The organism is Paralcaligenes sp. KSB-10, from assembly GCF_021266465.1.
GTDB lineage: Bacteria > Pseudomonadota > Gammaproteobacteria > Burkholderiales > Burkholderiaceae_B.
Window position 1 is genome coordinate 2,145,741 of sequence record NZ_CP089848.1, and the last position, 23,389, is coordinate 2,169,129.

At 58.4% G+C, this 23,389-nt stretch carries 19 protein-coding genes; 2 read left to right on the forward strand and 17 right to left on the reverse strand.

Annotated elements, in window-relative coordinates; translation table 11 throughout:
- Positions 1-26: 26 nt before the first annotated feature.
- Together mfd and serB are read left to right on the forward strand one after the other, a co-directional pair.
- Positions 27-3,485, forward strand: coding sequence for a transcription-repair coupling factor (gene mfd / locus LSG25_RS09710; protein ID WP_232744442.1), 3,459 nt, complete (start codon positions 27-29; stop codon positions 3,483-3,485).
- 42 nt (positions 3,486-3,527) lie between these two features.
- Positions 3,528-4,373 carry a phosphoserine phosphatase SerB gene (gene serB / locus LSG25_RS09715; RefSeq protein ID WP_232744443.1) on the forward strand — a complete coding sequence of 282 codons (846 nt, stop codon included), beginning with the start codon at positions 3,528-3,530 and terminating at the stop codon, positions 4,371-4,373.
- Positions 4,374-4,462: 89 nt separating this feature from the next.
- Here serB and LSG25_RS09720 read toward each other — a convergent pair whose 3' ends face one another.
- The 17 genes from LSG25_RS09720 to LSG25_RS09800 all read right to left on the reverse strand — a co-directional run bounded on the left by LSG25_RS09720 (position 4,463) and on the right by LSG25_RS09800 (position 23,291).
- Positions 4,463-4,999 carry a DUF2818 family protein gene (locus tag LSG25_RS09720; RefSeq protein WP_232744444.1) on the reverse strand — a complete coding sequence of 179 codons (537 nt, stop codon included), beginning with the start codon at positions 4,997-4,999 and terminating at the stop codon, positions 4,463-4,465.
- A 63-nt stretch (positions 5,000-5,062) separates the two neighbouring features.
- A complete protein-coding gene (nuoN, locus tag LSG25_RS09725; protein ID WP_232744445.1) occupies positions 5,063-6,553 on the reverse strand; it encodes an NADH-quinone oxidoreductase subunit NuoN in 1,491 nt (496 codons plus the stop codon).
- Between the two features lie 12 nt (positions 6,554-6,565).
- Complete coding sequence (locus tag LSG25_RS09730) at positions 6,566-8,053, reverse strand: NADH-quinone oxidoreductase subunit M (protein WP_232744446.1); 1,488 nt, start codon at positions 8,051-8,053, stop codon at positions 6,566-6,568.
- A gap of 11 nt (positions 8,054-8,064) precedes the next feature.
- A complete protein-coding gene (nuoL, locus tag LSG25_RS09735; RefSeq protein WP_232744447.1) occupies positions 8,065-10,086 on the reverse strand; it encodes an NADH-quinone oxidoreductase subunit L in 2,022 nt (673 codons plus the stop codon).
- A gap of 16 nt (positions 10,087-10,102) precedes the next feature.
- A complete protein-coding gene (gene nuoK, locus LSG25_RS09740; protein ID WP_232744448.1) occupies positions 10,103-10,411 on the reverse strand; it encodes an NADH-quinone oxidoreductase subunit NuoK in 309 nt (102 codons plus the stop codon).
- Positions 10,408-11,049 (reverse strand): NADH-quinone oxidoreductase subunit J, encoded by a 642-nt coding sequence (locus tag LSG25_RS09745; RefSeq protein WP_232744449.1) that lies wholly within the window; start codon positions 11,047-11,049, stop codon positions 10,408-10,410. The genes nuoK and LSG25_RS09745 overlap by 4 nt, the downstream gene beginning before the upstream one ends.
- Before the next feature lie 18 nt (positions 11,050-11,067).
- Positions 11,068-11,556: an NADH-quinone oxidoreductase subunit NuoI gene (nuoI, locus tag LSG25_RS09750; protein ID WP_232744450.1), complete on the reverse strand. Its 489-nt coding sequence runs from the start codon at positions 11,554-11,556 to the stop codon at positions 11,068-11,070.
- An 18-nt stretch (positions 11,557-11,574) separates the two neighbouring features.
- Entirely contained in the window at positions 11,575-12,648 is a 1,074-nt protein-coding gene (gene nuoH / locus LSG25_RS09755; RefSeq protein ID WP_232744451.1) for an NADH-quinone oxidoreductase subunit NuoH, read from the reverse strand.
- Entirely contained in the window at positions 12,649-14,976 is a 2,328-nt protein-coding gene (gene nuoG / locus LSG25_RS09760) for an NADH-quinone oxidoreductase subunit NuoG (protein WP_232744452.1), read from the reverse strand.
- A 15-nt stretch (positions 14,977-14,991) separates the two neighbouring features.
- Entirely contained in the window at positions 14,992-16,359 is a 1,368-nt protein-coding gene (nuoF, locus tag LSG25_RS09765; RefSeq protein WP_232744453.1) for an NADH-quinone oxidoreductase subunit NuoF, read from the reverse strand.
- Positions 16,356-16,850: an NADH-quinone oxidoreductase subunit NuoE gene (gene nuoE, locus LSG25_RS09770; RefSeq protein WP_232744454.1), complete on the reverse strand. Its 495-nt coding sequence runs from the start codon at positions 16,848-16,850 to the stop codon at positions 16,356-16,358. The genes nuoF and nuoE overlap by 4 nt, the downstream gene beginning before the upstream one ends.
- Positions 16,851-16,974: 124 nt before the next feature.
- The gene (locus LSG25_RS09775; protein WP_232744455.1) at positions 16,975-18,231 is read right to left on the reverse strand and encodes an NADH-quinone oxidoreductase subunit D; all 1,257 of its coding nucleotides are present in this window, start codon (positions 18,229-18,231) and stop codon (positions 16,975-16,977) included.
- Between the two features lie 3 nt (positions 18,232-18,234).
- Positions 18,235-18,846: an NADH-quinone oxidoreductase subunit C gene (locus LSG25_RS09780; RefSeq protein WP_232744456.1), complete on the reverse strand. Its 612-nt coding sequence runs from the start codon at positions 18,844-18,846 to the stop codon at positions 18,235-18,237.
- Between the two features lie 48 nt (positions 18,847-18,894).
- Entirely contained in the window at positions 18,895-19,371 is a 477-nt protein-coding gene (locus tag LSG25_RS09785) for an NADH-quinone oxidoreductase subunit B family protein (protein WP_132584364.1), read from the reverse strand.
- Positions 19,372-19,439: 68 nt separating this feature from the next.
- Positions 19,440-19,799, reverse strand: a complete 360-nt coding sequence (locus LSG25_RS09790; RefSeq protein ID WP_232744457.1) for an NADH-quinone oxidoreductase subunit A — start codon at positions 19,797-19,799, stop codon at positions 19,440-19,442.
- Positions 19,800-20,115: 316 nt separating this feature from the next.
- Positions 20,116-21,255 carry a porin gene (locus LSG25_RS09795; RefSeq protein ID WP_232744458.1) on the reverse strand — a complete coding sequence of 380 codons (1,140 nt, stop codon included), beginning with the start codon at positions 21,253-21,255 and terminating at the stop codon, positions 20,116-20,118.
- Positions 21,256-21,698: 443 nt separating this feature from the next.
- Positions 21,699-23,291 (reverse strand): serine hydrolase, encoded by a 1,593-nt coding sequence (locus LSG25_RS09800; protein WP_232744459.1) that lies wholly within the window; start codon positions 23,289-23,291, stop codon positions 21,699-21,701.
- Positions 23,292-23,389 lie beyond the last annotated feature (98 nt).

A 23,389-nucleotide genomic window follows, 5' to 3' on the forward strand; every position in this document is an offset into this window, starting at 1 on the left:
AAAGAGATTTTATAATCGAAAGCCTAATGGCGACTCATACTACCCCTACTCCCCGGCTTTCCTCCACCCAAACACTGCTCACGGCCTTGAAGCCGGGGCTGCGGCATGCCCATCCGACACCGCCGGGATCCGGCGACGCCTGGCTGCTGGCCGATCTCGCCCGCGCCTCCCGCCAAACCCTGGTGATCCTGTGCGCAAACCCTCTGGCAGCCCAGCGCCTGGCGGAAGAAACTCTGCTCTTTGCCCCAGAGCTGCGAATCCGCCAGTTACCCGACTGGGAGACACTGCCCTACGACAGCTTTTCACCGCACCAGGACTTGATTTCCGAGCGCCTGCATACCCTGCATGCCCTGATGCAGGAAACTGTCGATATTCTGACGGTACCGGTCACCACCGCGCTTTACCGCCTGCCTCCGCCGGCCTTCCTGGCCGCGTATACCTTCTCGTTCGAACAGGGCGACCGCTTGAACGAAGAGGGCCTGCGCCGCCAACTGACGCTGGCCAACTATACCCACGTCACCCAGGTCACGGCGCCAGGCGAGTTCTGCATACGCGGCGGCCTGATCGACCTGTTCCCCATGGGATCGGTGCTGCCGTATCGCATCGACCTGTTCGACGACCAGATCGAATCCATACGCAGCTTCGACATCGATACGCAGCGCAGCGTCTATCCGGTCAAGGAAGTGCAGCTTCTTCCGGGGCGTGAATTTCCCATGGATGAAACGGCACGGAACAACTTCCGCGCCCGGTTTCGCGAAGTGTTCGAAGGCGATCCTTCACGTGCCACGCCTTATAAAGATATAGGCAATGGCATTCCTTTCGCGGGCGTCGAGTATTACCTGCCTTTGTTTTTCGACGAAACGGCAACCCTGTTCGATTATCTGTCGGCGAATACGCTCACGGTCACGCTGGGCGATATCGATGAGGCAATACGACGCTTTCACCAGGATACGCATAGCCGCTATCAGTTCCTGAAAAGCGATCGTGAACGGCCGGTACTCGCGCCCAAGGAACTTTTCCTGGACGGCGAAGGGCTATACACGCGGCTCAAGTCCTTTGCGCGCCTGGCCCTGGTAGCCGACTCGGCACATCCCGATTTCACCGCGGCTCCCAATGTGGCGGTCGCACGGCGAGCCGACGATCCGCTTGCCCGCCTGCGCGCGCTGCTGGCCCAGAACCAGGGCCGCGTCGCGCTGTGCGCCGACTCGGCCGGCCGCCGCGAAACTTTGCTGCAAATGCTGGCGGAATTCGGCATCGCGCCGGAAACCCAGCCCGAATCGCTGCAGGATTTCTTGCAATCCACAAGCCGCTTTGGGCTGACGGTGGCGCCTCTGAGCACCGGTTTTGGCCTGGTTGCCGAATCCATCACGCTACTGACCGAGAACGACCTTTATCCCAGCCAGGCGCACGGCACGCGGCGCGGACGGCGGGCGCAGGAGCGCAGCAGCAACGTCGAAGCCATGGTGCGCGATCTGTCGGAACTGCGTGAAGGCAATCCCGTGGTTCACGCGCAGCATGGCATCGGCCGGTATCATGGCCTGGTGAACATGGATCTGGGCGAAGGCGAAATGGAGTTCCTGCATCTCCAGTATGCCAACGGCAGCACCTTGTATGTTCCCGTGGCCCAGCTCCACGTTATTTCCCGATACAGCGGCGCCGATCCCGACCATGCCCCCTTGCACCAGTTGGGCTCGGGCCAATGGGACAAGGCGCGCCGCAAGGCCGCAAAGCAGGTACGCGATGCGGCCGCCGAGCTGCTTGCGCTATATGCGCTGCGTGCCGCGCGGGAAGGCTACGCGTTCACAATGCCTGCCCATGACTATCAGGCGTTTGTCGAGGGCTTCGGTTTCGAAGAAACTCCCGACCAGGCCGCGGCCATCGAAGCGGTCATCGGAGACATGACTTCAGGCCGCCCCATGGACCGCCTGGTATGCGGCGACGTGGGCTTCGGCAAAACCGAAGTGGCGCTGCGAGCCGCGTTCCTGGCCGTGCTCAACGGCAAGCAGGTCGCTATCTTGTGCCCCACGACACTGCTGGCCGAACAGCACGCTCAAACCTTTGCCGACCGGTTCGCGGACTGGCCCGTCAAACTGGCCGAGCTGTCGCGTTTCCGTTCGCCCAAAGAAGTCGGCGCCACGATTGAAGGATTGAATACCGGCCATGTCGATATCGTCATCGGCACCCACAAGATTCTTTCCAAAGACATTAAATTCAAGCGCCTTGGACTGGTGATCATCGACGAGGAACATCGTTTCGGTGTGCGTCAAAAAGAAGCGCTCAAGGCCTTGCGCGCCGAAGTCGATGTGCTGACCCTCACCGCCACCCCCATACCCCGTACCCTGGGCATGTCGCTGGAAGGCATTCGCGATTTTTCGGTCATCGCCACCGCGCCGCAAAAGCGCCTGGCCATCAAGACTTTTGTCCGTCGCGAAGACGGCAGCACCATACGCGAAGCCCTGCTGCGCGAGCTCAAGCGCGGAGGCCAGGTCTATTTCCTGCACAACGAAGTCGAAACCATTCACAACCGGCGCGCCAAGCTCGAAGAGCTGGTGCCCGAGGCGCGTATCGCAGTGGCTCACGGCCAGATGCCGGAGCGCGAACTCGAAGATGTGATGAAGGGGTTCTATCAGCAGCGCTTCAATGTCCTGCTCTGCACCACGATTATCGAAACCGGTATCGATGTGCCCACCGCCAACACCATCGTGATCCATCGCGCCGACCGCCTCGGACTGGCGCAACTGCATCAGCTGCGCGGCCGCGTAGGCCGTTCGCACCATCAGGCGTATGCCTACCTGCTCACTCCCGGCGAAGATGCCATGACCAGCGGCGCCAAGAAACGCCTCGAAGCCATACAGGCCATGGAAGAGCTCGGTTCGGGCTTCTACCTGGCCATGCACGATCTTGAAATACGCGGCACGGGTGAGGTACTGGGAGAATCCCAATCCGGCAATATTCATGAAATCGGCTTTTCCATGTATTCGGAAATGCTCAATACCGCCGTGCGCGCCCTCAAAGCGGGCGAAGAGCCGGACCTGGAATCTCCGTTTGCCGTGTCATGCGAAGTCAATCTGCATGCCTCCGCCCTGCTGCCGGCCGACTATTGCCCGGACGTGCATGCCCGCCTGGGCCTGTACAAGAAGCTCGCGCACGCAAGCCACGACGACGAGCTGATCACCATCCAGGAAGAACTGATAGACCGCTACGGCAAGCTGCCCGAAGCCGCGCAAACCTTGCTGGCCACTCACCGCCTGCGCCTGAATGCGGAACCGCTCGGCGTCATAAAAATCGATGCCAGCGAAACACAGGCGCTGATCCAGTTCTCGGCCAAACCCAATGTCGACCCTCTGCGCATTATCGAACTCGTCCAAAAACAAAGGCAAGTAAAATTGGCCGGACAGGACAAGCTCAGGATCGAAATCAAGGAAGACCAGCAAATCTCCGCCCGCATCGACGCAGTGCGCAATGTCCTTCGAGCCCTGGCATGACATTGCGCAAAAGCAGCCCCTACCACCACATCACCTGATCTCATGACGCATCTGATACTACAAGCACCGAACCTCAACGCTGCCGACACCGAAAAAATCGCCGCCATCGCGCAGGCAGGCGGGCTTCAGAATATCGACAACACGGCAGTACGCCTGCTGGACGTCGATCCAGGCGAACAAGCCGAGGTCGCGCAATGCTGCGCCACGCTGGGAATTGACTATGCCTATATCGACCGTCCGGCACGACTGAGCGATTGCAAGGTGCTGGCCACCGATATGGACTCCACCCTGATCAATATCGAATGCATCGACGAGATTGCCGATATGGTGGGCCGCAAGGCCGAGGTGGCCGCCATTACCGAAGCGGCCATGCGCGGTGAAATCAGCGATTTTTCGGAAAGCCTCAGGCGCAGGGTCGGCCTGCTTGCCGGCGTGCCCGCAGCCGCCCTGGAGCGCGTCTACACCGAACGGCTGCGCTTGAACGCGGGAGCCGAAAAACTGATCGCATCAGCCAAGGCAGCCGGTTTGAAAACCATGCTGGTATCGGGCGGCTTCACCTTTTTTACCGAGCGCCTGCAACAGCGACTGGGCCTGGATGCCACCCATGCGAATGTACTGGAAATCCAAAATGGCGCGCTCACCGGCAAAGTGCTCGGAGACATCGTCGACGCCCAGGCCAAAGCCGATCATTTGCGGGCGCTGGCGCAAGACACCGGAGCAAGCGCCGACCAGATCATAGCGCTCGGCGATGGCGCCAACGACCTGAAAATGCTGGCCCTGGCACACTATTCGGTCGCATACCGCGCCAAGCCGGTAGTTCGCCAGCAAACCAATTTCGCTCTCAACTTCAGCGGCCTGGATGCCGTGTTGAACTGGTTCAATGCATAAACCATAAGTGTGTTGTGACCGGCCGGCGTGGTCAGTAAGGCCCCGCGAACTGAATGACGCCGGGAGGCACCTCTTGCGGGTACCCGCCCTTACGATTTCTTGCGGCGATGCAGCAGATAGCGGTAGACAAAACCCGGATAACCCAGCACCAGGAACAGGCTGAGCGTCACCACATAGAACTCCCAGGTCTGTTGAAATGCGTTGCCTATGTTTGCCTCGAAGGCAAAACCCAGCGTGCCTACCAGGGCGTAGAAAACCAGCACTTCGATAAGACGCACGAAAAAGGACTTATTGAGTTCATGCCCTTTATTGCGCCAGCCCGAATACCCCAGCAACAAGGCCACCACCGCAAACACCCCAATTACTTTCAGCAGGAACAGCGCAGCCGAGGCCACGTCGGAGCCGCTGACAAAGGTCCGGCCAATCAGCGCCAGGGCGGCGTAACCCAGCGCCACCAACAGCAAAAAGAAAACCAGGGATTCGATCCAGCGCAGCCAGGCCGGGCGCTTGTGTTCGCCAATCTGCACCCAGGGCAGTACGAGAAAAGACCGCTCCACCACAAAGGGCAGATTGGCCGTCACGAGTGCAAGCGCTATTAATATCCAAACGGCCGACGACTGATCCATGCCCTTCCTTGAAACCTCTGCTCATGGGCGGGCACAAGGCCCACCCCTACTGAAATGAAACATTCAAAACTTCAATGAACTTTCAACCACCTTGATGCATAAGGCCATCAAGCCACCAGGCAGGATACCGAACAGCAATAGCAGCAAACCGTTCAGAGACATCAAACCTCGAGGGATCACGCCATTGCCGCTCTGGATCTCGACGGCATCGCTATCGGGTTCGTCGAAATAAGCCACCTTGACGACACGCAAGTAGAAAAATGCGCCAATCAGGGAAAACATGACGGCCACGACGGCAATCGCCACATGGTTGGCACCGATCAGCACTTGCAGCACGCTGAGTTTCGCATAGAATCCGGCAAAAGGCGGAATCCCCGCCAAGGAAAACATCGATGCCAGCAAGGCACCGGCCAACACGGGACTGCGCCGGTTCAAGCCTTTGAGATCGGCGATTTCAGCGCATTCGAAGCCCTTGCCGCTTAACAGCACAATAAGGCCGAAGGTGATCGACGTTGAAAAGACATAAATGAGCAGATAAAACAGCGAGGCGCCATAGGCCGTCTCAATGACCTGCAAGTGGCCAGGCACGACCCCCGACAGCAAACCCAGGAACACATAGCCCATGTGTGAAATCATGGAATAGGCCAGCATGCGCTTGAAGTTCGTTTGGGCAATGGCCACGATATTGCCGACCCCCAGAGACAGCACAGCCAGGATCAGCAACATCGGCTGCCAGTCGAGCGCAATGCCATGCAGGCCCTGGATAAGAAAGCGCAGCATTACGGCAAATGCCGCCAGGTAGGGAGTGGTTCCCAGAACAAGAGTGACCGCGGTGGGCGAGCCATCGTAGACATCGGGCACCCACATATGAAACGGCACCACCCCCATCTTGAAGGCAAAGGCCGCAACAATGAATACCACCCCGAAAACCAGGGGCAGGCGCTGGGCTTTGCCGCTGCTTATGACTTGCGCGACTTGCTCCAGGTCGAGGTGCCCCGTTGCTCCGTATATCATCGATATGCCGTAGAGCAAAATGCCCGATGCCAATGCGCCCAGCACAAAATACTTCATGGCGGCTTCAATGGCAGCGGTATTGTCGCGGCGCAGGGCAATCAAGGCATACAGGGCAAAGGACATCAGTTCGATGCCCAGATAAATCGTGAGCATGCTCCCGGCCGAAATCATGACCATCTGCCCGAGCAGGGTCAGCAGGCTCAGGCAATAGAACTCGCCGCCGCTGCGCAGTACATCATTCTGTTCGGCATAATCGCGGCCATATATGAGCACCGCCGCCACCGCAAGGTACGACGCTATTTTAAGAAGATGAGATAAGGAATCGGCCACATACAAGCCGTGGAACGCGTGGCCCGAAACGCCCTCGTGCCATTGCCACAATGAAACCGCCGTCATGACGATCAGGGAGCCGATGGTCAGCAGAAAGGTCAGGTGACGCTCTTTCGACTTGTTGAAGGCATCGAACATCAATACCACTGCCGCCAGCACCAGTAGCAGAATCTCGGGAGTCGCCAAGGCTAATTGAAATGGATTTTGCATAGTGATCTAGGCCTACAGTTTCGAAATGGAGACGTGTTGCAACAAGGCCTGAACCGACACGTGCATGACATCTGTGAATGGTTTGGGATAGATCCCCATAAACAATACCAATATCGCCATAATGCCCATTATGAAAAACTCGCGCTTGCTCAAGTCAGTCATGGCTTTGACACGCTCGTTTGCAATTCCTCCGAAAGCCACGCGCTTGAGCATCCACAAGGAGTAGGAAGCCCCCCAGATCAAGGCGGTAGCCGCCAGAAGCCCGATCCAGAAATTATGTTCGACCGCCCCCATGATGACCGTGAACTCGCCAACGAACCCGCTGGTGGCGGGCAAGCCGCAATTGGCCATGGAAAACAGCACAAAGAACGCCACGAAACGCGGCATGGTGTTGATGACACCGCCGTAATCGGCAATGCGGCGCGTGTGCATCCGATCGTACAGCACGCCTATGCACAGGAACATGGCGGCCGATACGAAGCCGTGCGAGATCATTTGCACAATCGCACCCTCGAGGCCGGCGGTATTGAATATAAAGAAGCCCAGGGTGACGAAGCCCATGTGCGCGACCGACGAATAAGCAACCAGCTTTTTCATGTCGTCTTGCACTATGGCCACCAGGCCGATGTATATCACCGCAATGATGGACAAGGCAATCATCAGCCCCGCCAGGCTATGCGAAGCGTCGGGCGCGATCGGCAGGGAAAACCGCATGAACCCGTAGGCACCCAGCTTCAGCATGATGGCCGCCAGCACGACCGAACCGCCCGTTGGCGCTTCAACGTGCGCGTCGGGCAGCCAGGTATGCACCGGCCACATCGGTATCTTGACGGCGAACGACGCCAGCAGGGCAATGAATACGAGGATCTGCGGCGTATAACCCAGCTTGGTCTGCTGCCAGGTGAGGATATCGAACGAACCGCCCGATGCATGCCACAAATACAGGAACGCGATCAGTGTCAGCAAGGAACCCAGCAAGGTGTACAAAAAGAACTTGAAGGCGGCGTACACGCGGTTCGGACCGCCCCACGCCCCGATGATGATGTACATCGGTATCAGCGTGGCTTCAAAGAACACGTAGAACAGCATGCCGTCGAGCGCCGCGAATACACCGACCATGAATCCCGACAGAATCAGGAAGGCGGCCATATATTGCGCCACACGCTGAGTCACCGATTCCCAGCCCGCCAGCACCACGATCACCGTGATGAACGAAGTCAGCAAAACGAACCACAAGGAAATGCCGTCCACACCCAGGTGGTAATTGATGGCGAAAGTCGCGATCCAGGGAACGTTCTCGACGAACTGCATATCGGCGGTTGCCGAATTGAACCCGGTATAAAGCGGCAGCGTAACCAGAAAGCCCAGCACCGCCCCCGCCAGCGCAAGCTTGCGCGTGAACTGAGGCCGGTCGTCGCTGCCCAGCAGCAATACAAACAAGCCCGCCACAATCGGTACGAAAATTGAAAGCGTCAGCCAAGGAATAGTAGAAGATGCCATATCGCCAGCCATCAGTGAACCGTCAGCACGAAAAAGGTTATAAGAGCCATGATGCCGATGATCATCGCAAAGGCGTAGTGATAAATGAACCCGGACTGGACCAGGCGGCCGATCGCCGCGGTCCAGCCCACTACACGGGCACTACCGTTGATAAAGCCGTCGATCATCGCGCGATCGCCGCCCTGCCAGAGGCCGCGCCCCAGGCAGCGGGCGCCGCGCGCCACGATCTGTTCGTTGAACCAGTCCGCATAATATTTGTTATTGAGCACAGTATTGAGCCCGGCCAGTTTGCTCTGGATGGCTGCCGGCACCTTGAGATTGACCAGATAGCAGTACCACGCCACGACCAGACCCGCGATCATCAGCCAGAATGCGGTCGATGTGAAGCCGTGCAAGGCATAAGCCACCCAGCCGTGCCAATGTTCGGCCAGATCGGCCATCGCCGGATGTTGCGGCAAGACCGCGATCGCGTTCTTGAAGTAGCCGCCGAATAACAAGGGGTCGATGAACAGCGCCCCCGCAACGATCGATGGGATGGCCAGCAAAATCAAAGGCAAGGTAACGACCCAGGGCGACTCGTGCGGTATTCCGCCGTGATGCCCGTCGTGCCCGTCGGAGTCTCCATGCCCGTCCGCATGCGCCTCGTGCCCATGGCCGCTGGTATCGAAGCGTTCCTTGCCGTGAAAAACCACGAAGTACACACGGAACGAATACAAGGACGTCACGAAGACGCCGATCAGTGTGGCGTAATAGGCAAAGCCCGCTCCCCAGACGTTCGCCGCGCCGGCGGCTTCAATGATGTGTTCTTTGGAATAGAACCCGGCGAAGAACGGCGTACCCACCAGCGCCAGGGTGCCCAGCAGAAAGGTAATCGCGGTAACCGGCATGTATTTGCGCAGGCCGCCCATATTGCGGATGTCCTGATCGTGATGCATGCCGATAATGACCGAACCTGCCGCCAGGAACAGCAGCGCCTTGAAAAAAGCGTGCGTCATCAGGTGGAAGATGGCGACCGAATACGCCGAGGCGCCCAGCGCCACGGTCATATAGCCCAGCTGCGACAGAGTCGAATAGGCAATGACGCGCTTGATGTCCGTTTGAACAATGCCCAATATGCCCATGAACAAGGCGCCAATCGCACCAATGATGATCATGAACGACAGGGCCGTTGAAGAATGCTCGAAAACCGGCGAAAAACGGGCCACCATGAAGATGCCCGCCGTGACCATGGTGGCGGCGTGGATCAAAGCCGAGATCGGCGTGGGGCCTTCCATGGAATCGGGCAGCCAGGTATGCAAAGGCACTTGCGCCGATTTGCCCATGGCGCCGACGAACAATGAAATACACGCCACGGTAAGCAATTGCCAATCCGTCCCGGGAAAGGCGACGCCGGCCAGCTTGTCGGCCTGGCCGAAAATATCGCCGTAGTGCATGCTGCCCGTATAGGCAAACAGCAAGCCTATGCCCAATATAAAACCGAAGTCGCCCACGCGGTTGACCAGGAACGCCTTCAGGCTGGCGAAAATGGCGGTTGGCCGGGTATACCAGAAGCCGATCAGCAAATAAGACACCAGGCCTACCGCCTCCCAGCCAAAGAACAGCTGCAGCATGTTATTGGACATGACCAGCATCAGCATGGAGAAGGTAAACAGCGATATATACGAAAAGAAACGCTGGTAACCGGGATCGTCCGCCATATAGCCGATGGTATAGATGTGCACCATCAGCGATACGAAGGTCACCACCGTCATCATCAGTGCCGACAAGGGGTCGATCAGGAAGCCGATGTTCAGCTGGGCGTGGCCGATAACGCTCCAGGTGTAGATAGTCCCGTCGAACGTGTGGCCGGCCAGCACCTGGAACAGCACGACCACCGAACCTATGAAGGAAATGGCAACGCCGACGATCGTGATGTAGTGGGAGGCCGCGCGGCCTACCTGACGCCCCAGAAAATTGGTGCCGAACAAGCCGGCCAGCAAGGCGCCAACGAGCGGCGCCAGGGCGATAACAAGATATAGAGTAGGTGAATTCATATTCTATGCAGTCCCATCAACCCTTGAGATGATCGAGTTCTTCGACATTGATCGTATTCAGATTGCGGAACAGCAACACCAGAATAGCCAGGCCGATGGCCGCTTCGGCGGCCGCCACGGTCAGGATGAAAAAGACAAACACCTGACCTGCGGGATCCCCGAACCAACTGGAAAATGCCACGAAATTGATGTTTACCGCCAAGAGCATGAGCTCGATCGACATCAGCAAGATGATCAGATTGCGGCGGTTCAGAAAAAAACCGAAGATGCCGATCGCAAACAAAATTGCGCCCAGTATCAGGTAATGAGCCAGAGTAATTGTCATTTTGATTTCCCCTGTTCGTCGGCGCCAGCCTGCGGCTGCTCACCAGGTTCGACCTGCGCCGGCATGCTGACCATGCGGAAACGATCCTGGGCGCGCACGCGCACCTGATCGCCCGGCCTGTTGTACTTGACATCGCGGCGTTCGCGCATGGTCAGCGCAATGGCGGCGATCATGCCCACCAGCAGAATCACGGCGCCGATCTCGACGGCGTATACATAATTGGTGTACATCACCACGCCCAGGGCATGCGTATTGTTGTAATCGGCCGCCGCCGGCGCCGCGGCGCCCGCGCCGAACCATGAACGGCCCAGCACGAAAGCCATTTCGAGCACCATGACCAGGCCGATGACCAGGCCCACCGGCAGATAGGTTTTGATCCCTTCGCGCAAGGCGGCCATGCGTATATCGAGCATCATCACCACAAACAGGAACAGCACCATCACGGCGCCGACATAAACCAGCACCAGCAGCAAGGCCAGGAACTCTGCGCCGAGGAGAATCCAGAGCATCGACGCGGTAAAGAACACCAGGATCAGGTGCAGCACCGCCGTAACAGGGCTGGTAGCCGTGATGACGCGAAAGGCCGCAATCACCAGCACCAGGGACAATAAGTAAAACAGGACAGAAGTAAAAATCATGGAGCGGGGTCCCGACGTTCAACGATAAGGGGCGTCTTCGGCACGGCGACGCGCGATTTCGGACTCGTAGCGGTCGCCAACCGCCAGCAGCATATCTTTGGTGAAATACAGGTCGCCCCGTTTTTCGCCGTGATATTCGTGTATATGGGTTTCGACGATGGAATCCACCGGGCAGCTTTCTTCGCAGAAACCGCAGAAAATACACTTGGCAAGATCGATATCGTAGCGCGTGGTGCGCCGCGACCCGTCATCGCGCTCTTCGGACTCGATCGTAATGGCCAGGGCCGGACAAACCGCCTCGCACAGCTTGCACGCAATACAGCGCTCTTCTCCGTTGGGGTAGCGGCGCAAAGCGTGCAGGCCGCGGAAGCGCGGCGACGCCGGCGTTTTTTCCTGCGGGTAGCGCAAGGTGATCTTGCGCTTGAACAAGTACTTGCCCGTCAAGCGCATCCCTTTGAGCATTTCCGACAGCATCAGGCTGCCGAAAAAATCCTTAATTGCTTCCATATCAAGCCTCCGGCAGCATTAATGCCAAATATTCCAGGGCGTCTGCATCCAGATCGCCACAATCAGCAGCCACACGCCGGTCAGAGGTATGAATACCTTCCAGCCCAGGCGCATGATCTGATCGTAGCGGTAGCGGGGAAACGTCGCACGAAACCAAATGAATTGCGAAACCACAAAAAACGTTTTAAGGCCCAGCCACAGCCAGCCCGGCACCCAGGTAAAGGGCGCGACTTCGATGGGTGGCGTCCAGCCGCCCAGAAACATGATGGATGCCAGGCATGACAACAGAATCATGTTGGCGTATTCGCCCAGGAAGAACAGGGCAAAACCCATGCCCGAATATTCAACCATGTGGCCGGCCACGATTTCCGATTCGCCCTCGACCACGTCGAAGGGATGGCGGTTGGTTTCAGCCACCGCGGAAACCACGTAAATCACGAACAGCGGCAACAGGGGCAGCCAGTTCCAGGACAGGAAGTTGAGGCCTTTATCGGCGAACCAGCCGTGTGTCTGCCCAACCACGATGCCGCTGACATTGAGCGTACCCGACACCAGCAGCACGGTGATCATGACAAAACCAATCGCCAATTCGTAAGACACCATCTGTGCGGCAGCGCGCATGGCGCCCAGCAGCGCGTATTTGGAATTGGACGCCCAGCCGGCCACAATCACGCCATACACCCCGACCGAGGTAATCGCCATGACATACAGCAAACCGGCATTGACATTGGACAGGACCAGATCGGGGCCGAAGGGAATCACCGCCCAGGCGGCCAGCGCCGGCATAAGAGTGACCACAGGGGCCAGCACATACAGCACCTTGTTGGCCTTGCTCGGAACAATGAGCTCTTTGGTGAGCAGCTTGAACACGTCGGCAAAGGGCTGCAGCAAACCCTTGTAGCCCACGCGCGTGGGCCCCAGGCGTACGTGCATGGCGCCGATCAGCTTGCGCTCCCAGTAGGTCAGATAGGCCACGCACAAAATAATGGGTACGGCGATCACGATAATCTTGACCAGTGTCCAGACCACCAGCCAGGCAGTCGGCCCGATCAGGCCGGTTCCGTAGCTTTCAACAATCTGTAGCCATTCCATTTATGCACGCTCCACGGAAAGTTGGCCGAAGGCGCTGCCCAGGGCTGTCGTCTCGGCAAACGCCGCCGCCACTCGCACCGCCCCTTCGGCGACCGCATCATCGAGCAGCGCCGGCAAGGTGATTTCACCTTGCGCGGAACGGATGCGCACCGCATCGCCCGATTGCACGCCCAGGCTTGCCAGGGTGCTCGAGCTCATGCGGGCGGAGGGTGCCTGCGAAGCGGCCGTAGCCTGCAAGGGCCCGGAGCGGCGCACCATGGCGTCGCTGCGGTAAATGGGCACATCGGCCAGACGCTCCAGGCCGGGAAGCTTGGCACCCAGGCCGACTTCGCCGCGAACCTCGTTGCCCAGGCGACTGTCCACACCGCCCACCATGACGGTATCGCGCACTGTTTCGGAGGTCTCGTCGTCGAAGCCCGGCAACTGGAACACATTGCCCAAAACCCGCAAAACCTTCCAACCCGGCCGCGTATCGGCGTAGGGAGCGGTCGCCCCCTTGAAGCTCTGCACGCGCCCTTCGGCATTGACGAAGCTGCCCGAGGTTTCGGTAAAAGGTGAAATCGGCAGCATGATATGAGCCCATTCCTGGGCCGTCGAACGGTATGAAGTAAGCGCCACGGCAAACTCCGCCGCCTTCAGAACCTCGACCGCGCGAGCGCCGTTGTCGGCATCGAATTCCGGCTCGGCATGCACTACCAGGTAAGCCTTGAGCGGCTGCGTGAGCATCTGCGTCGCGCTCAGGCCGCCAGGCCCGGGGGTGGCGCCCGCCAGATAACCGCCCACCGTATTGCCGCCGGGAATCAGGAAACCGAACTTGCCCTTGACCGCCCGGGCCAAGGCCGCCGTATTCGCCGCAATCAAGGTGGCCCGGTCGGAGGCGACCGCGAGATTGCCCACCAGCACCGCCACTTTCTGGCCCGATGCCAGGCTGGCAGCGATGCTGCGCGCGGCCTCGGACGGCTGGACTGAGTCGAGCTCGGTCGCAATGGCCTGGCCGGTGGCCTGCGCCGCGGCGACCAGCACCTCGGCCACGGCGTTCGCGATCAGGCTGGGCGCGACAGTCAGGCGCGCGGTCACGGGGAACAGGGGATCGTCGGCGGCGCCATCGATAAAGGAAATCTGCGTGCCGTGCTTGGCGGCCTGGCGCAGGCGCTGAGCGATGAGGGGATGGTCCTTGCGCAGGAACGAGCCCACGACCAGGACCCGGTCGAGCTGGCCAATTTCGGCGATGGGCATGCCCAGCCACGGTACGCCGGTCAGGGCATGATCGAGGTCGGGATCGATATTGCGTAAACGGAAATCGACGTTCTCCGAGCCCAGGGCGCGAGTCAGGCGCGCCAGCAAGGCAAGTTCTTCAGTCGTGGCGTATTGGGAACCCAATGCGCCGATCTGGCTCGCGCCGTGCTGATCGCGCACCTGGCCAAGCCCCTTGACGGCCGCCTGCAAGGCATCGCTCCAGGATGCTTCACGCCACTGGCCATCGGCACCCTTGATCATGGGATGTTTCAGACGATCTTCGGTATACAGGCCTTCATAGGCCCAGCGGTCGCGATCGCTGATCCAGCATTCGTTGATTTCTTCGTTTTCAAAAGGCACGACACGCATGACGCGATCGCCCTTGACCTGCACGACCAGGTTCGCACCCAGGCTATCGTGCGGGCTGACCGAACGGCGGCGCGCCAATTCCCAGGTACGCGCGGTATAGCGGAACGGCTTGGAGGTCAGCGCGCCCACCGGACAGATGTCGATCATATTGCCCGACAACTCGGACTCGACCGCACGGCCCACGAAAGACGTGATCTCGGAGTGCTCGCCGCGATTGACCATGCCCAGTTCCATGACTCCGCCGATTTCCTGGCCGAAGCGCACACAGCGGGTGCAGTGTATGCAGCGCTGCATTTCCTCGGCCGATACCAGAGGCCCCATTTCCTTGTGGAAGACTACCCGCTTCTCTTCTTTGTAGCGCGAAGCCGAGGAACCATAGCCCACGGCCAGATCCTGCAACTGGCACTCGCCGCCCTGATCGCAGACGGGGCAATCCAGGGGATGGTTGATCAGGAGGAATTCCATGACGCTTTTTTGCGCCGCCACGGCTTTGTCGGAGGCGGTATGCACCACCATGCCGTTGGTGACGGGCGTGGCGCAGGCCGGCATGGCCTTGGGCGCTTTCTCGACTTCGACCAGGCACATGCGGCAATTGGCCGCAATCGAAAGCTTTTTGTGATAACAGAAATGCGGCACGTACAAGCCGAGTTTATTGGCGGCATGCATGACCATGCTGCCCTCGGGGACTTCAACCTTGTTGCCGTCGATGGTGAGTTCAACCATTAGCGTGTCCTGACCCTACAAATATTTAGGCACCACACAGCTTTTATGCTCGATGTGGTGTGCGAACTCGTCGCGAAAGTGCTTGATAAAGCTGCGTACCGGCATGGCTGCCGCATCACCCAGCGCGCAAATGGTACGCCCCATGATGTTCAGGGCCACCGAGTCGAGAACCTCGAGGTCTTCGGGCCGGCCCTGCCCATGCTCGATCCGGTTGACCATGCGATAAAGCCACCCCGTACCCTCGCGGCATGGGGTGCATTGACCGCAGCTTTCTTCGAAATAAAAATACGACAAGCGCAGCAGCGACTTGACCATGCAGCGAGTGTCGTCCATGACGATGACCGCCCCCGAACCGAGCATGGAGCCGGCCTTGGAGATCGAGTCGTAATCCATGGTGGTGTCCATCATGATGCTCGCCGGCAGTACCGGCGCGCTCGAACCGCCTGGAATCACGGCTTTCAGGGCACGGCCGCCGCGCATGCCGCCGGCCAGCTCGAGCAGCGTCGAAAACGGCGTGCCCAGGGGAATTTCATAATTGCCCGGACGCTCGACATCGCCGGTGATGGAAAACAGCTTGGTGCCGCCATTGTTGGGCAGGCCGATTTCAAGGTATTCCTGGGCGCTGTTGCGAATGATCCAGGGTACCGCGGCAAAGGTCTCGGTATTGTTGATGGTGGTGGGCTTGCCATACAGGCCGAAACTGGCCGGAAATGGCGGCTTGAAGCGCGGCTGGCCTTTCTTGCCTTCGAGCGATTCCAGCAAGGCCGTTTCTTCACCACAGATATAAGCCCCATAGCCATGAAAGGCATGCAGCTGGAAATTGAAATCGGAACCAAGGATCTTGTCGCCCAGGAAGCCCGCCGCGCGCGCCTCGGCCAGCGCCTCTTCGAAGCGGTCGTAGACCTCGAAGATTTCGCCGTGAATGTAGTTGTAGCCAACGCTGATGCCCATCGCATACGCCCCAATCGCCATGCCTTCGATGACGATATGCGGATTGAAACGCAGGATGTCGCGATCCTTGAATGTGCCGGGCTCGCCCTCGTCGGAGTTGCAGACCAGGTACTTCTGGCCGGGGAAGGTACGCGGCATGAAGCTCCATTTCAGGCCGGTCGGAAAACCCGCGCCGCCGCGGCCGCGCAAACCCGACGCCTTGACTTCGGCGATGACATCCTCGGGCTTCATGCCGGTGGTCAGGATCTTGCGCAAGGCCTCGTAGCCGCCGCGCTTGACGTAGTCGTCGAGCCGCCAATTGCTGCCGTCGAGGCCGGCCACGATTTGCGGCTTGATATGGCGATCGTGGAAAAGCATGCTGCGCGACAAGTCGTTGCCCGGGTCAGCCACCAGGCCCTGGGAGAATTTCTGCAATAGCTCCGGCGCACTCATGCCGATTCTCCGTGCTGTGTAAGTTCTTGAATCATGGCATCGATCTTGTCTTGCGACATGCGCACACACATATGCTTGTTGTTGACCAGCAGCACCGGCGAATCGCCGCAAGCGCCCATGCACTCGCCTTCCACCAGGGTGAACAGGCCATCGGCCGAGGTTTCCTGGAAATCGATGCCCAGCTTCTGCTTCAGATAATCGGCGGTCTTGACGCCGTCGCGCAAGGCACAGGGCAGATTGGTGCACACCGACAGCTTGAAGCGCCCCGCCGGCTTGGTATTGAACATATTGTAGAAGGTGGCGACTTCCTGCACCGCGATGGGGGCTACACCCAGATAGCTCGCCACATCTTCAATCACCTCGGTCGACACCCAGTCTTTTTCGTCCTGTGCAATGGTGAGCGCCGCCATGATGGCGGATTGCTTTTGGTCGCCGGGGTACTTGGTCAGTTCCCTATCGATTTTCTGGTAGGCTTGTTCGGAAAGAAGCATAGTTTGAATCCGGTTGTTCCTTGGCAAAACGACTTTTAGCAGCATACTGCTAAATAGTTAACGATCAGGCTGCTAACGACTTACTGCTAAACAGTTAACGATCAGGCTGTTAACGATCGAGCGGCTAGCGGTCGATTTCGCCAAACACAATATCTTGAGTCCCAATAATGGTTACGGCATCGGCAATCATGTGGCCGCGCGCCATTTCGTCGAGAGATTCCAGGTGCGCAAAACCCGGCGCACGTATTTTCAGGCGATAAGGCTTGTTGGCGCCATCGGAAATCAGATAAATCCCGAACTCGCCCTTGGGATGCTCCACGGCCGAGTAGGCTTCGCCTTCGGGCACATGGAAGCCTTCGGTGAAGAGCTTGAAATGGTGGATGAGGTCTTCCATGCCGGTTTTCATGCGCTCGCGCGATGGCGGCGCCACCTTGTGGTTGTCGACAATGACCGGGCCGGGATTGTTGCGCAGCCATTCAACACACTGGCGGATAATGCGATTGCTTTCACGCATTTCGGCGATGCGCACCAGATAGCGGTCGTAGCAGTCGCCATTGACGCCGACGGCAATATCGAAATCGAGCCTGTCGTAGACTTCGTAGGGCTGCATTTTGCGCAAATCCCAGACCACACCCGAGCCGCGCAGCATGGGGCCGGTAAAGCCCAAGGCCTTGGCGCGTTCGGGGCTTACCACGCCGATGCCGACCAGGCGCTGCTTCCAGATGCGGTTATCGGTCAGCAGCGTTTCGTATTCGTCGACGCAGGCGGGGAAACGATTGGTGAAATCTTCGATGAAATCGAGCAGCGAGCCCGAACGGGCCTCGTTCATGGCGCGGACTTCTTTTTCGCCGCGGTACTTGCTGCTCTGCCCGTAATTCGGCATGGAGTCCGGCAAATCGCGGTACACACCGCCCGGACGATAATAGGCCGCATGCATGCGGGCGCCCGAGGCGGCCTCGTAGCAATCCATCAGGTCTTCGCGCTCGCGGAACGCATATAGGAAAACCGCCATGGCGCCGACGTCGAGCGCATGCGAACCCAGCGACATTAAATGATTGAGCAGGCGCGTAATCTCGTCGAACATGACGCGTATGTATTGCGCGCGCAATGGCACTTGTATGCCCATGAGCTTTTCGATCGCCATGACATACGCGTGCTCGTTGCACATCATGGACACGTAATCGAGGCGGTCCATGTACGGCAAGGCCTGCAAATAGGTTTTATGCTCGGCCAGCTTTTCGGTGGCCCGATGCAGCAAGCCTATGTGCGGATCGGCGCGTTCAATGACTTCGCCGTCCAGCTCGAGCACCAGGCGCAGCACGCCATGCGCCGCGGGGTGCTGCGGCCCGAAGTTAAGGGTGTAGTTTTTTATTTCAGCCATGTCTTAACGCCCTATTCCGTAACCTTCCTCGCGCACCACCCGCGGCGTGATTTCACGCGGCTCGATGGTGACGGGCTGATACACCACGCGCTGCTGTTCAGGGTCGTAGCGCATTTCAACCGTGCCGGACAGGGGGAAATCCTTGCGGAAAGGATGCCCGATAAAGCCGTAATCGGTCAGGATGCGGCGCAAATCAGGGTGCCCTTCGAACACAATACCGTACAAATCAAACGCTTCGCGCTCGTACCAGTTGAGACAGGGCCAAACCTCGACCAGCGAATCCAGCAGGGGAAATTCGTCGTTCGGCACCCAGGTGCGCACCCGCAGGCGCCAGTTGTGCTCAATGGACAGCAGGTGGATGGTGACGGCGAAGCGCTGCGGATGCCGGCCGGGATCGACAGCAAAAGTGGGTGCCCCCCATGCGGAATAATCGACCCCGCACAGGTCCATGCAGGTTTCGAAATGCAGCGCGGGTGCGTCACGCAAAGTCTTGCACGTGTCTACCCACTGATCGGCGGCGACTTCGAGCGTAAGCTCGTTCAAGGCGCCTTTAAGCGCAATGCCGTCGCCAAACTGGGCCAGCAAATGTGTTTTTAGCGTATCAAGCCGAGTCATAGTTACTTACTAGCTTATGAACGTGAATAAGAGGCTCGCCGAAGCAGCCTAGCGAGCAATCGTATTGGTCAGGCGGATTTTGTTCTGCATTTGCAGCAAGCCATAGACCAGCGCCTCGGCCGTGGGGGGACAGCCCGGCACGTAGACATCGACCGGAACGATACGGTCGCAGCCCCGCACCACCGAATACGAATAATGGTAATAGCCGCCGCCATTGGCGCACGAGCCCATGGACAGAACCCAGCGCGGCTCGGGCATTTGATCGTAGACCTTGCGCAGGGCCGGTGCCATTTTATTGCACAAGGTTCCCGCCACGATCATCAGGTCGGACTGGCGCGGGCTGGGACGAAAAATAATGCCGAACTGGTCCAGGTCGTAGCGCGCCGCGCCGGCGTGCATCATTTCGACCGCGCAACAGGCCAAGCCGAAGGTCATGGGCCATAAGGACCCTGTTTTGGCCCAGTTCAGGAATTTATCTGCGCTGGTGGTGATGAAACCTTCTTTGAGAATGCCGTCGATAGCCATGATTGTTGCCTAATTACTCGTAATCGGTGTGAGGTGCGGCACGCGGCGCCGCCGTCGAACGAAAGACCTTATTCCCAATCGAGGGCGCCTCGTTTCCACTCGTAGATGAAGCCCACCGTCAACACCGCAAGAAACACAATAACGGTCCAGAAACCCACCATGCCTACCGCACCGGAGGCGATCGCCCAGGGAAACAGGAACGCGATTTCCAGATCGAACAAAATGAATAAAATGGCCACCAGGTAATACCGCACATCGAACTTCATGCGCGAATCGCCAAATGCATCGAAACCGCACTCGTAGGGCGAGAGCTTTTGCGCGTCGGGGCGGTGCGGCCCAAGCAGGCGGCCGCCCGATAACAGCGCCATGCCCACCAAGGTTGCAAAGATAATAAACAGCAGTACAGGAAAATACTCTTGCAGATTCATGCAAAGCATCCAATGGCAATATGTAAACTTATAGATTGTAGCATTTTGAGTGTGTCATTCGGCTGAACAAACACGGCTTTGAAACAAATGCGGGCATCGATGTTATTTTTTTGCCGCAGCGTCAAAACTGTCCTCGCCTAGGCCCGATTGCCGCTACCGTCGCCACACAGGCGGGATCAGTTTTCGATAAAAACAGCACCCAGCAAAAAGCCACCCCTAAGGGTGGCTTTCATGCATGAACCGAAGCCCATGCCAGTTCTCTTGGCAGCCCGATGAGCTGGGCTGCCTCGGTGCATAGACAAGCTATGCAGGCCGATTAGAACTGGTGACGGATACCGACACCAAGAACAGTCGATTTCAGGTCGTCTGCAAATGCAACGTGCCTGGAGTACGAACCGATTGCATACAGGTTGGTGCGCTTGGACAGATTGTAGGTGTAACCCAAGCTGTATGTTTGCATCTTGCTCAGGCTAGCATCGCCCGCTGCTTCAGGAGCATTGCGAGGATCAGCCATTTGCCAGGATGCCAACACGCGGCCGTTACCAACGGGAGCGCTCAAGCCAACCAAGTACGAATTAACTTTCAGGCCTTGTGCGGCGCCGAGAGTCGGGGTGGCGATGTTGCTGTCGTAGGTCGTGCCTTGGAACCAGCCGTTACGCGTTTGACCGAAAGCCAGGCTAGCCTTGACGATTTCGAAGTCGTAGCTGGCGCCCAAGTTCCATTCGGACACATTCACGCTGCTGCCGCCGTTGGCGGCAACATTGCTGCCTACGTGCATGTTGTCATACGTAAGAGCAACGCCGATGGGGCCGTTGGCATAACGCAGACCAGTGGTCACGACACGTTTGTTGCTGTCGTTAGGATTAAGACCGCCGGCACCAGTGGTGGTGTTCCAGTTTTGAGCACCGTCAGCATTGAACGAATAGCCTACGCCGAACTGGAAGCCAGAGAAGTTCGGGGTTTGGTACAAGACCATGTTGTCCAGACGCAGGGTGTTGGCCGAGCTGAACGACGTACCGACGTTGGCTTGACCGAAACCGTTGTTGAACGGATCAACAATACCAGCCAAGTACTTGGAGGCGATATTGGTTTGACGACCGAAATCCAATTGACCCCAGCTGTCGCCGGCCAGACCGATAGTAGCTTGACGACCGAACAAACGGCCACCTTGAGCGCTCTTACCAGTCGAGCTGTCGAAACCGCTTTCCAATTGGAACACAGCGCGCAGGCCGTCACCCAGGTCTTCGGAACCTTTCAGGCCCCAACGGCTGCCGGACTGAACGCCGTTGATCACGCCGAATTTGCTGGATTTGTAGTCAGCGCCGTCAACAGTGCCTTTGACTTGGTTGTAGCCGATACCTGTGTCGATGATCCCGTAAAGGGTAACCGACGTTTCTGCTTGAGCAACGCCAGCAAAGCCAGCGATTAGAGCAGCAGCGAGCAGAGTCTTTTTCATTTATGAAATCTCCGTAGATTTGAGTAACGAGAGCAGCGATCAATCTTATGTCCTGCCACTCTTTCTAACTCCGCGATGGGAAGTTGGTGCTATTGCATCAAAATTCGGGGCCGCTGGCTATTGTCCTGAGGGCAAAAGCTTAACTTTTCCTGATAATCGTTGGATTCACACAACAAACCCGCTTTTTGACCCTAAAAACATAAGGGTTTACCCTTGTTATTATGTGGCATCCCAGCCACATTTTTTCCCATATCAGCGGGATTTATTTCTATCTAGATTTATTCGAGCTTATCGAAATAAATATTTGTTTCCATTGAGGTTTCCATGGAAGTTTTTAAAGCCAAAAAAGCCGATTTGCCATAACTCGGATTTGCCGTAATGCGACTTACTGGAAGGCGATTTCCCAGGGGAGGCGCTTGCAGCCACCCTCCCCCATTAACGCCCTAGCGCCGCCAGGTGGCCATACCGTTCTGATTCAGATATTCAATGGTGAAACCACGGGCTTTGCCATCTTTCATCAAGAAACGTACGGACGAACGGGAACCTTCCGGCGCGTTTTCACTACGGGGAGCGACGGCGAAGGTATCCCCGTCCCAGTGCGCCATGACGATACGTTCGTGCCTGGGCCCCAGCGTCAGTACTAACTGTTGCTTGTCGATCTTGATGTCCGCCGCACCGAAATAGGCATTCTTATAATGGCCGGTATAGCTCTCCAGCGCCCCCGGAGCCTGAGCTTGGGCCGGGGGCCTCTTGCCGGCCAGATCGCCCACCGGATTGAAAAACGGACGCATCAGGCCGTTGTAGGCGGCATACCAGTCGCGCAGGGGCTCGCCGTATTGCACAATGTCCATGAATTGCATACCTATGCTTTCGGCTGCGCCGACCGGGCTGCCGTTGGTCAGTACCACAATACCGATGTCCGCCGAAGGGATGATCAGGTAGGACGTGGCCGCCCCCAGCAGGAAGGCGCCGGAATGGCTGAAGCTCGTGCGTCCGTTGGCGTTGATGCCGGTATTGAAGCCGTAGCCATAGAATCCGGGCCGGGCATCCAGGCTGTGCGCCGGCGCACTGAAAGAATGCGGGCTCATTGCGGCTCGCAGGGCGTCGGGCGTCGCAAGTTGCCGGCCGTCATGCTGCCCGTTGGCCAGCAGGAACTCGAGCCATTTCGCCAGATCCAGCACGGTGGAGGATACGCCGCCCGCCGGAGACTGTTCATCCGGATTGCGATCGAACAGCGGCTGGAACTTGCCGCCTTCCAGCGCATGCAACACCGCGCGATCGTCGCGTGCAAGGTAATCGGCGTGGCGCGAGCTGGTGGAGGTCATGCCCAGGGGTTTGAACAGCGCTTGCGCGGCCAGGTCTTCCCATTTTTTGCCGGCGGCCACCGCAACGGCTTCGGCGGCGATCGTCGTGCCAAAATTGGCATAGTGATAGGACGCGCGGAACGGATCGAGCGGCAAATGACTGAGCCGCTGGATGATCTGCGTGCGATCATAGCCAAGGTCCTCGAGCTCGTCACCGGCGGCGAAGGGCAGCCCGGTACGGTGCGCCATGAAGTCGCCTATCGTCGCGTGCTTGGCGACATAAGGGTCGCTAAGCTTGAAATCGGGCAGATAACGGGCGACGGGATCATCCCAGGCCACGACCCCTTTACTGACCTCGACGGCGATGACCGAAGCGGTGAGCGATTTGGAGACCGAGGCAATCTGGAACACCGTGCCGGGGTCGACAGGCGTGGGCTTGCCCAACTGGCGGACGCCAAATCCTTGCGCAAAGATAGTCTTGCCGCCGTGCACCACCGCCACTGCCGCACCCGGAACCCCGCTACGCTTCAGAATGCTTGCCACGATTTCAGGGAGCGCGGCAATCGCCTTGTCCAGGCCCTTGTCTGCCATTGCAACGACATCCTGCCCCGGCGTCTTGCCTACGTCGACCAGGGTTTGATGCGCCAGGACAGGTGCCGCCACGGTGAGGGCTACCGTCAGTGCCGACAGGCGCAACATCCTGGCTAGATCCTTGATGGCTGCGACATGCATTAGGAACCCCTTTATTTATAAAATGCGCAGGGGTGCGCGGCGCACCCCTGCTGGTTGATCTAAAAAGCCATAGCTTAGGGTCGGGAGCCCCGTCATTG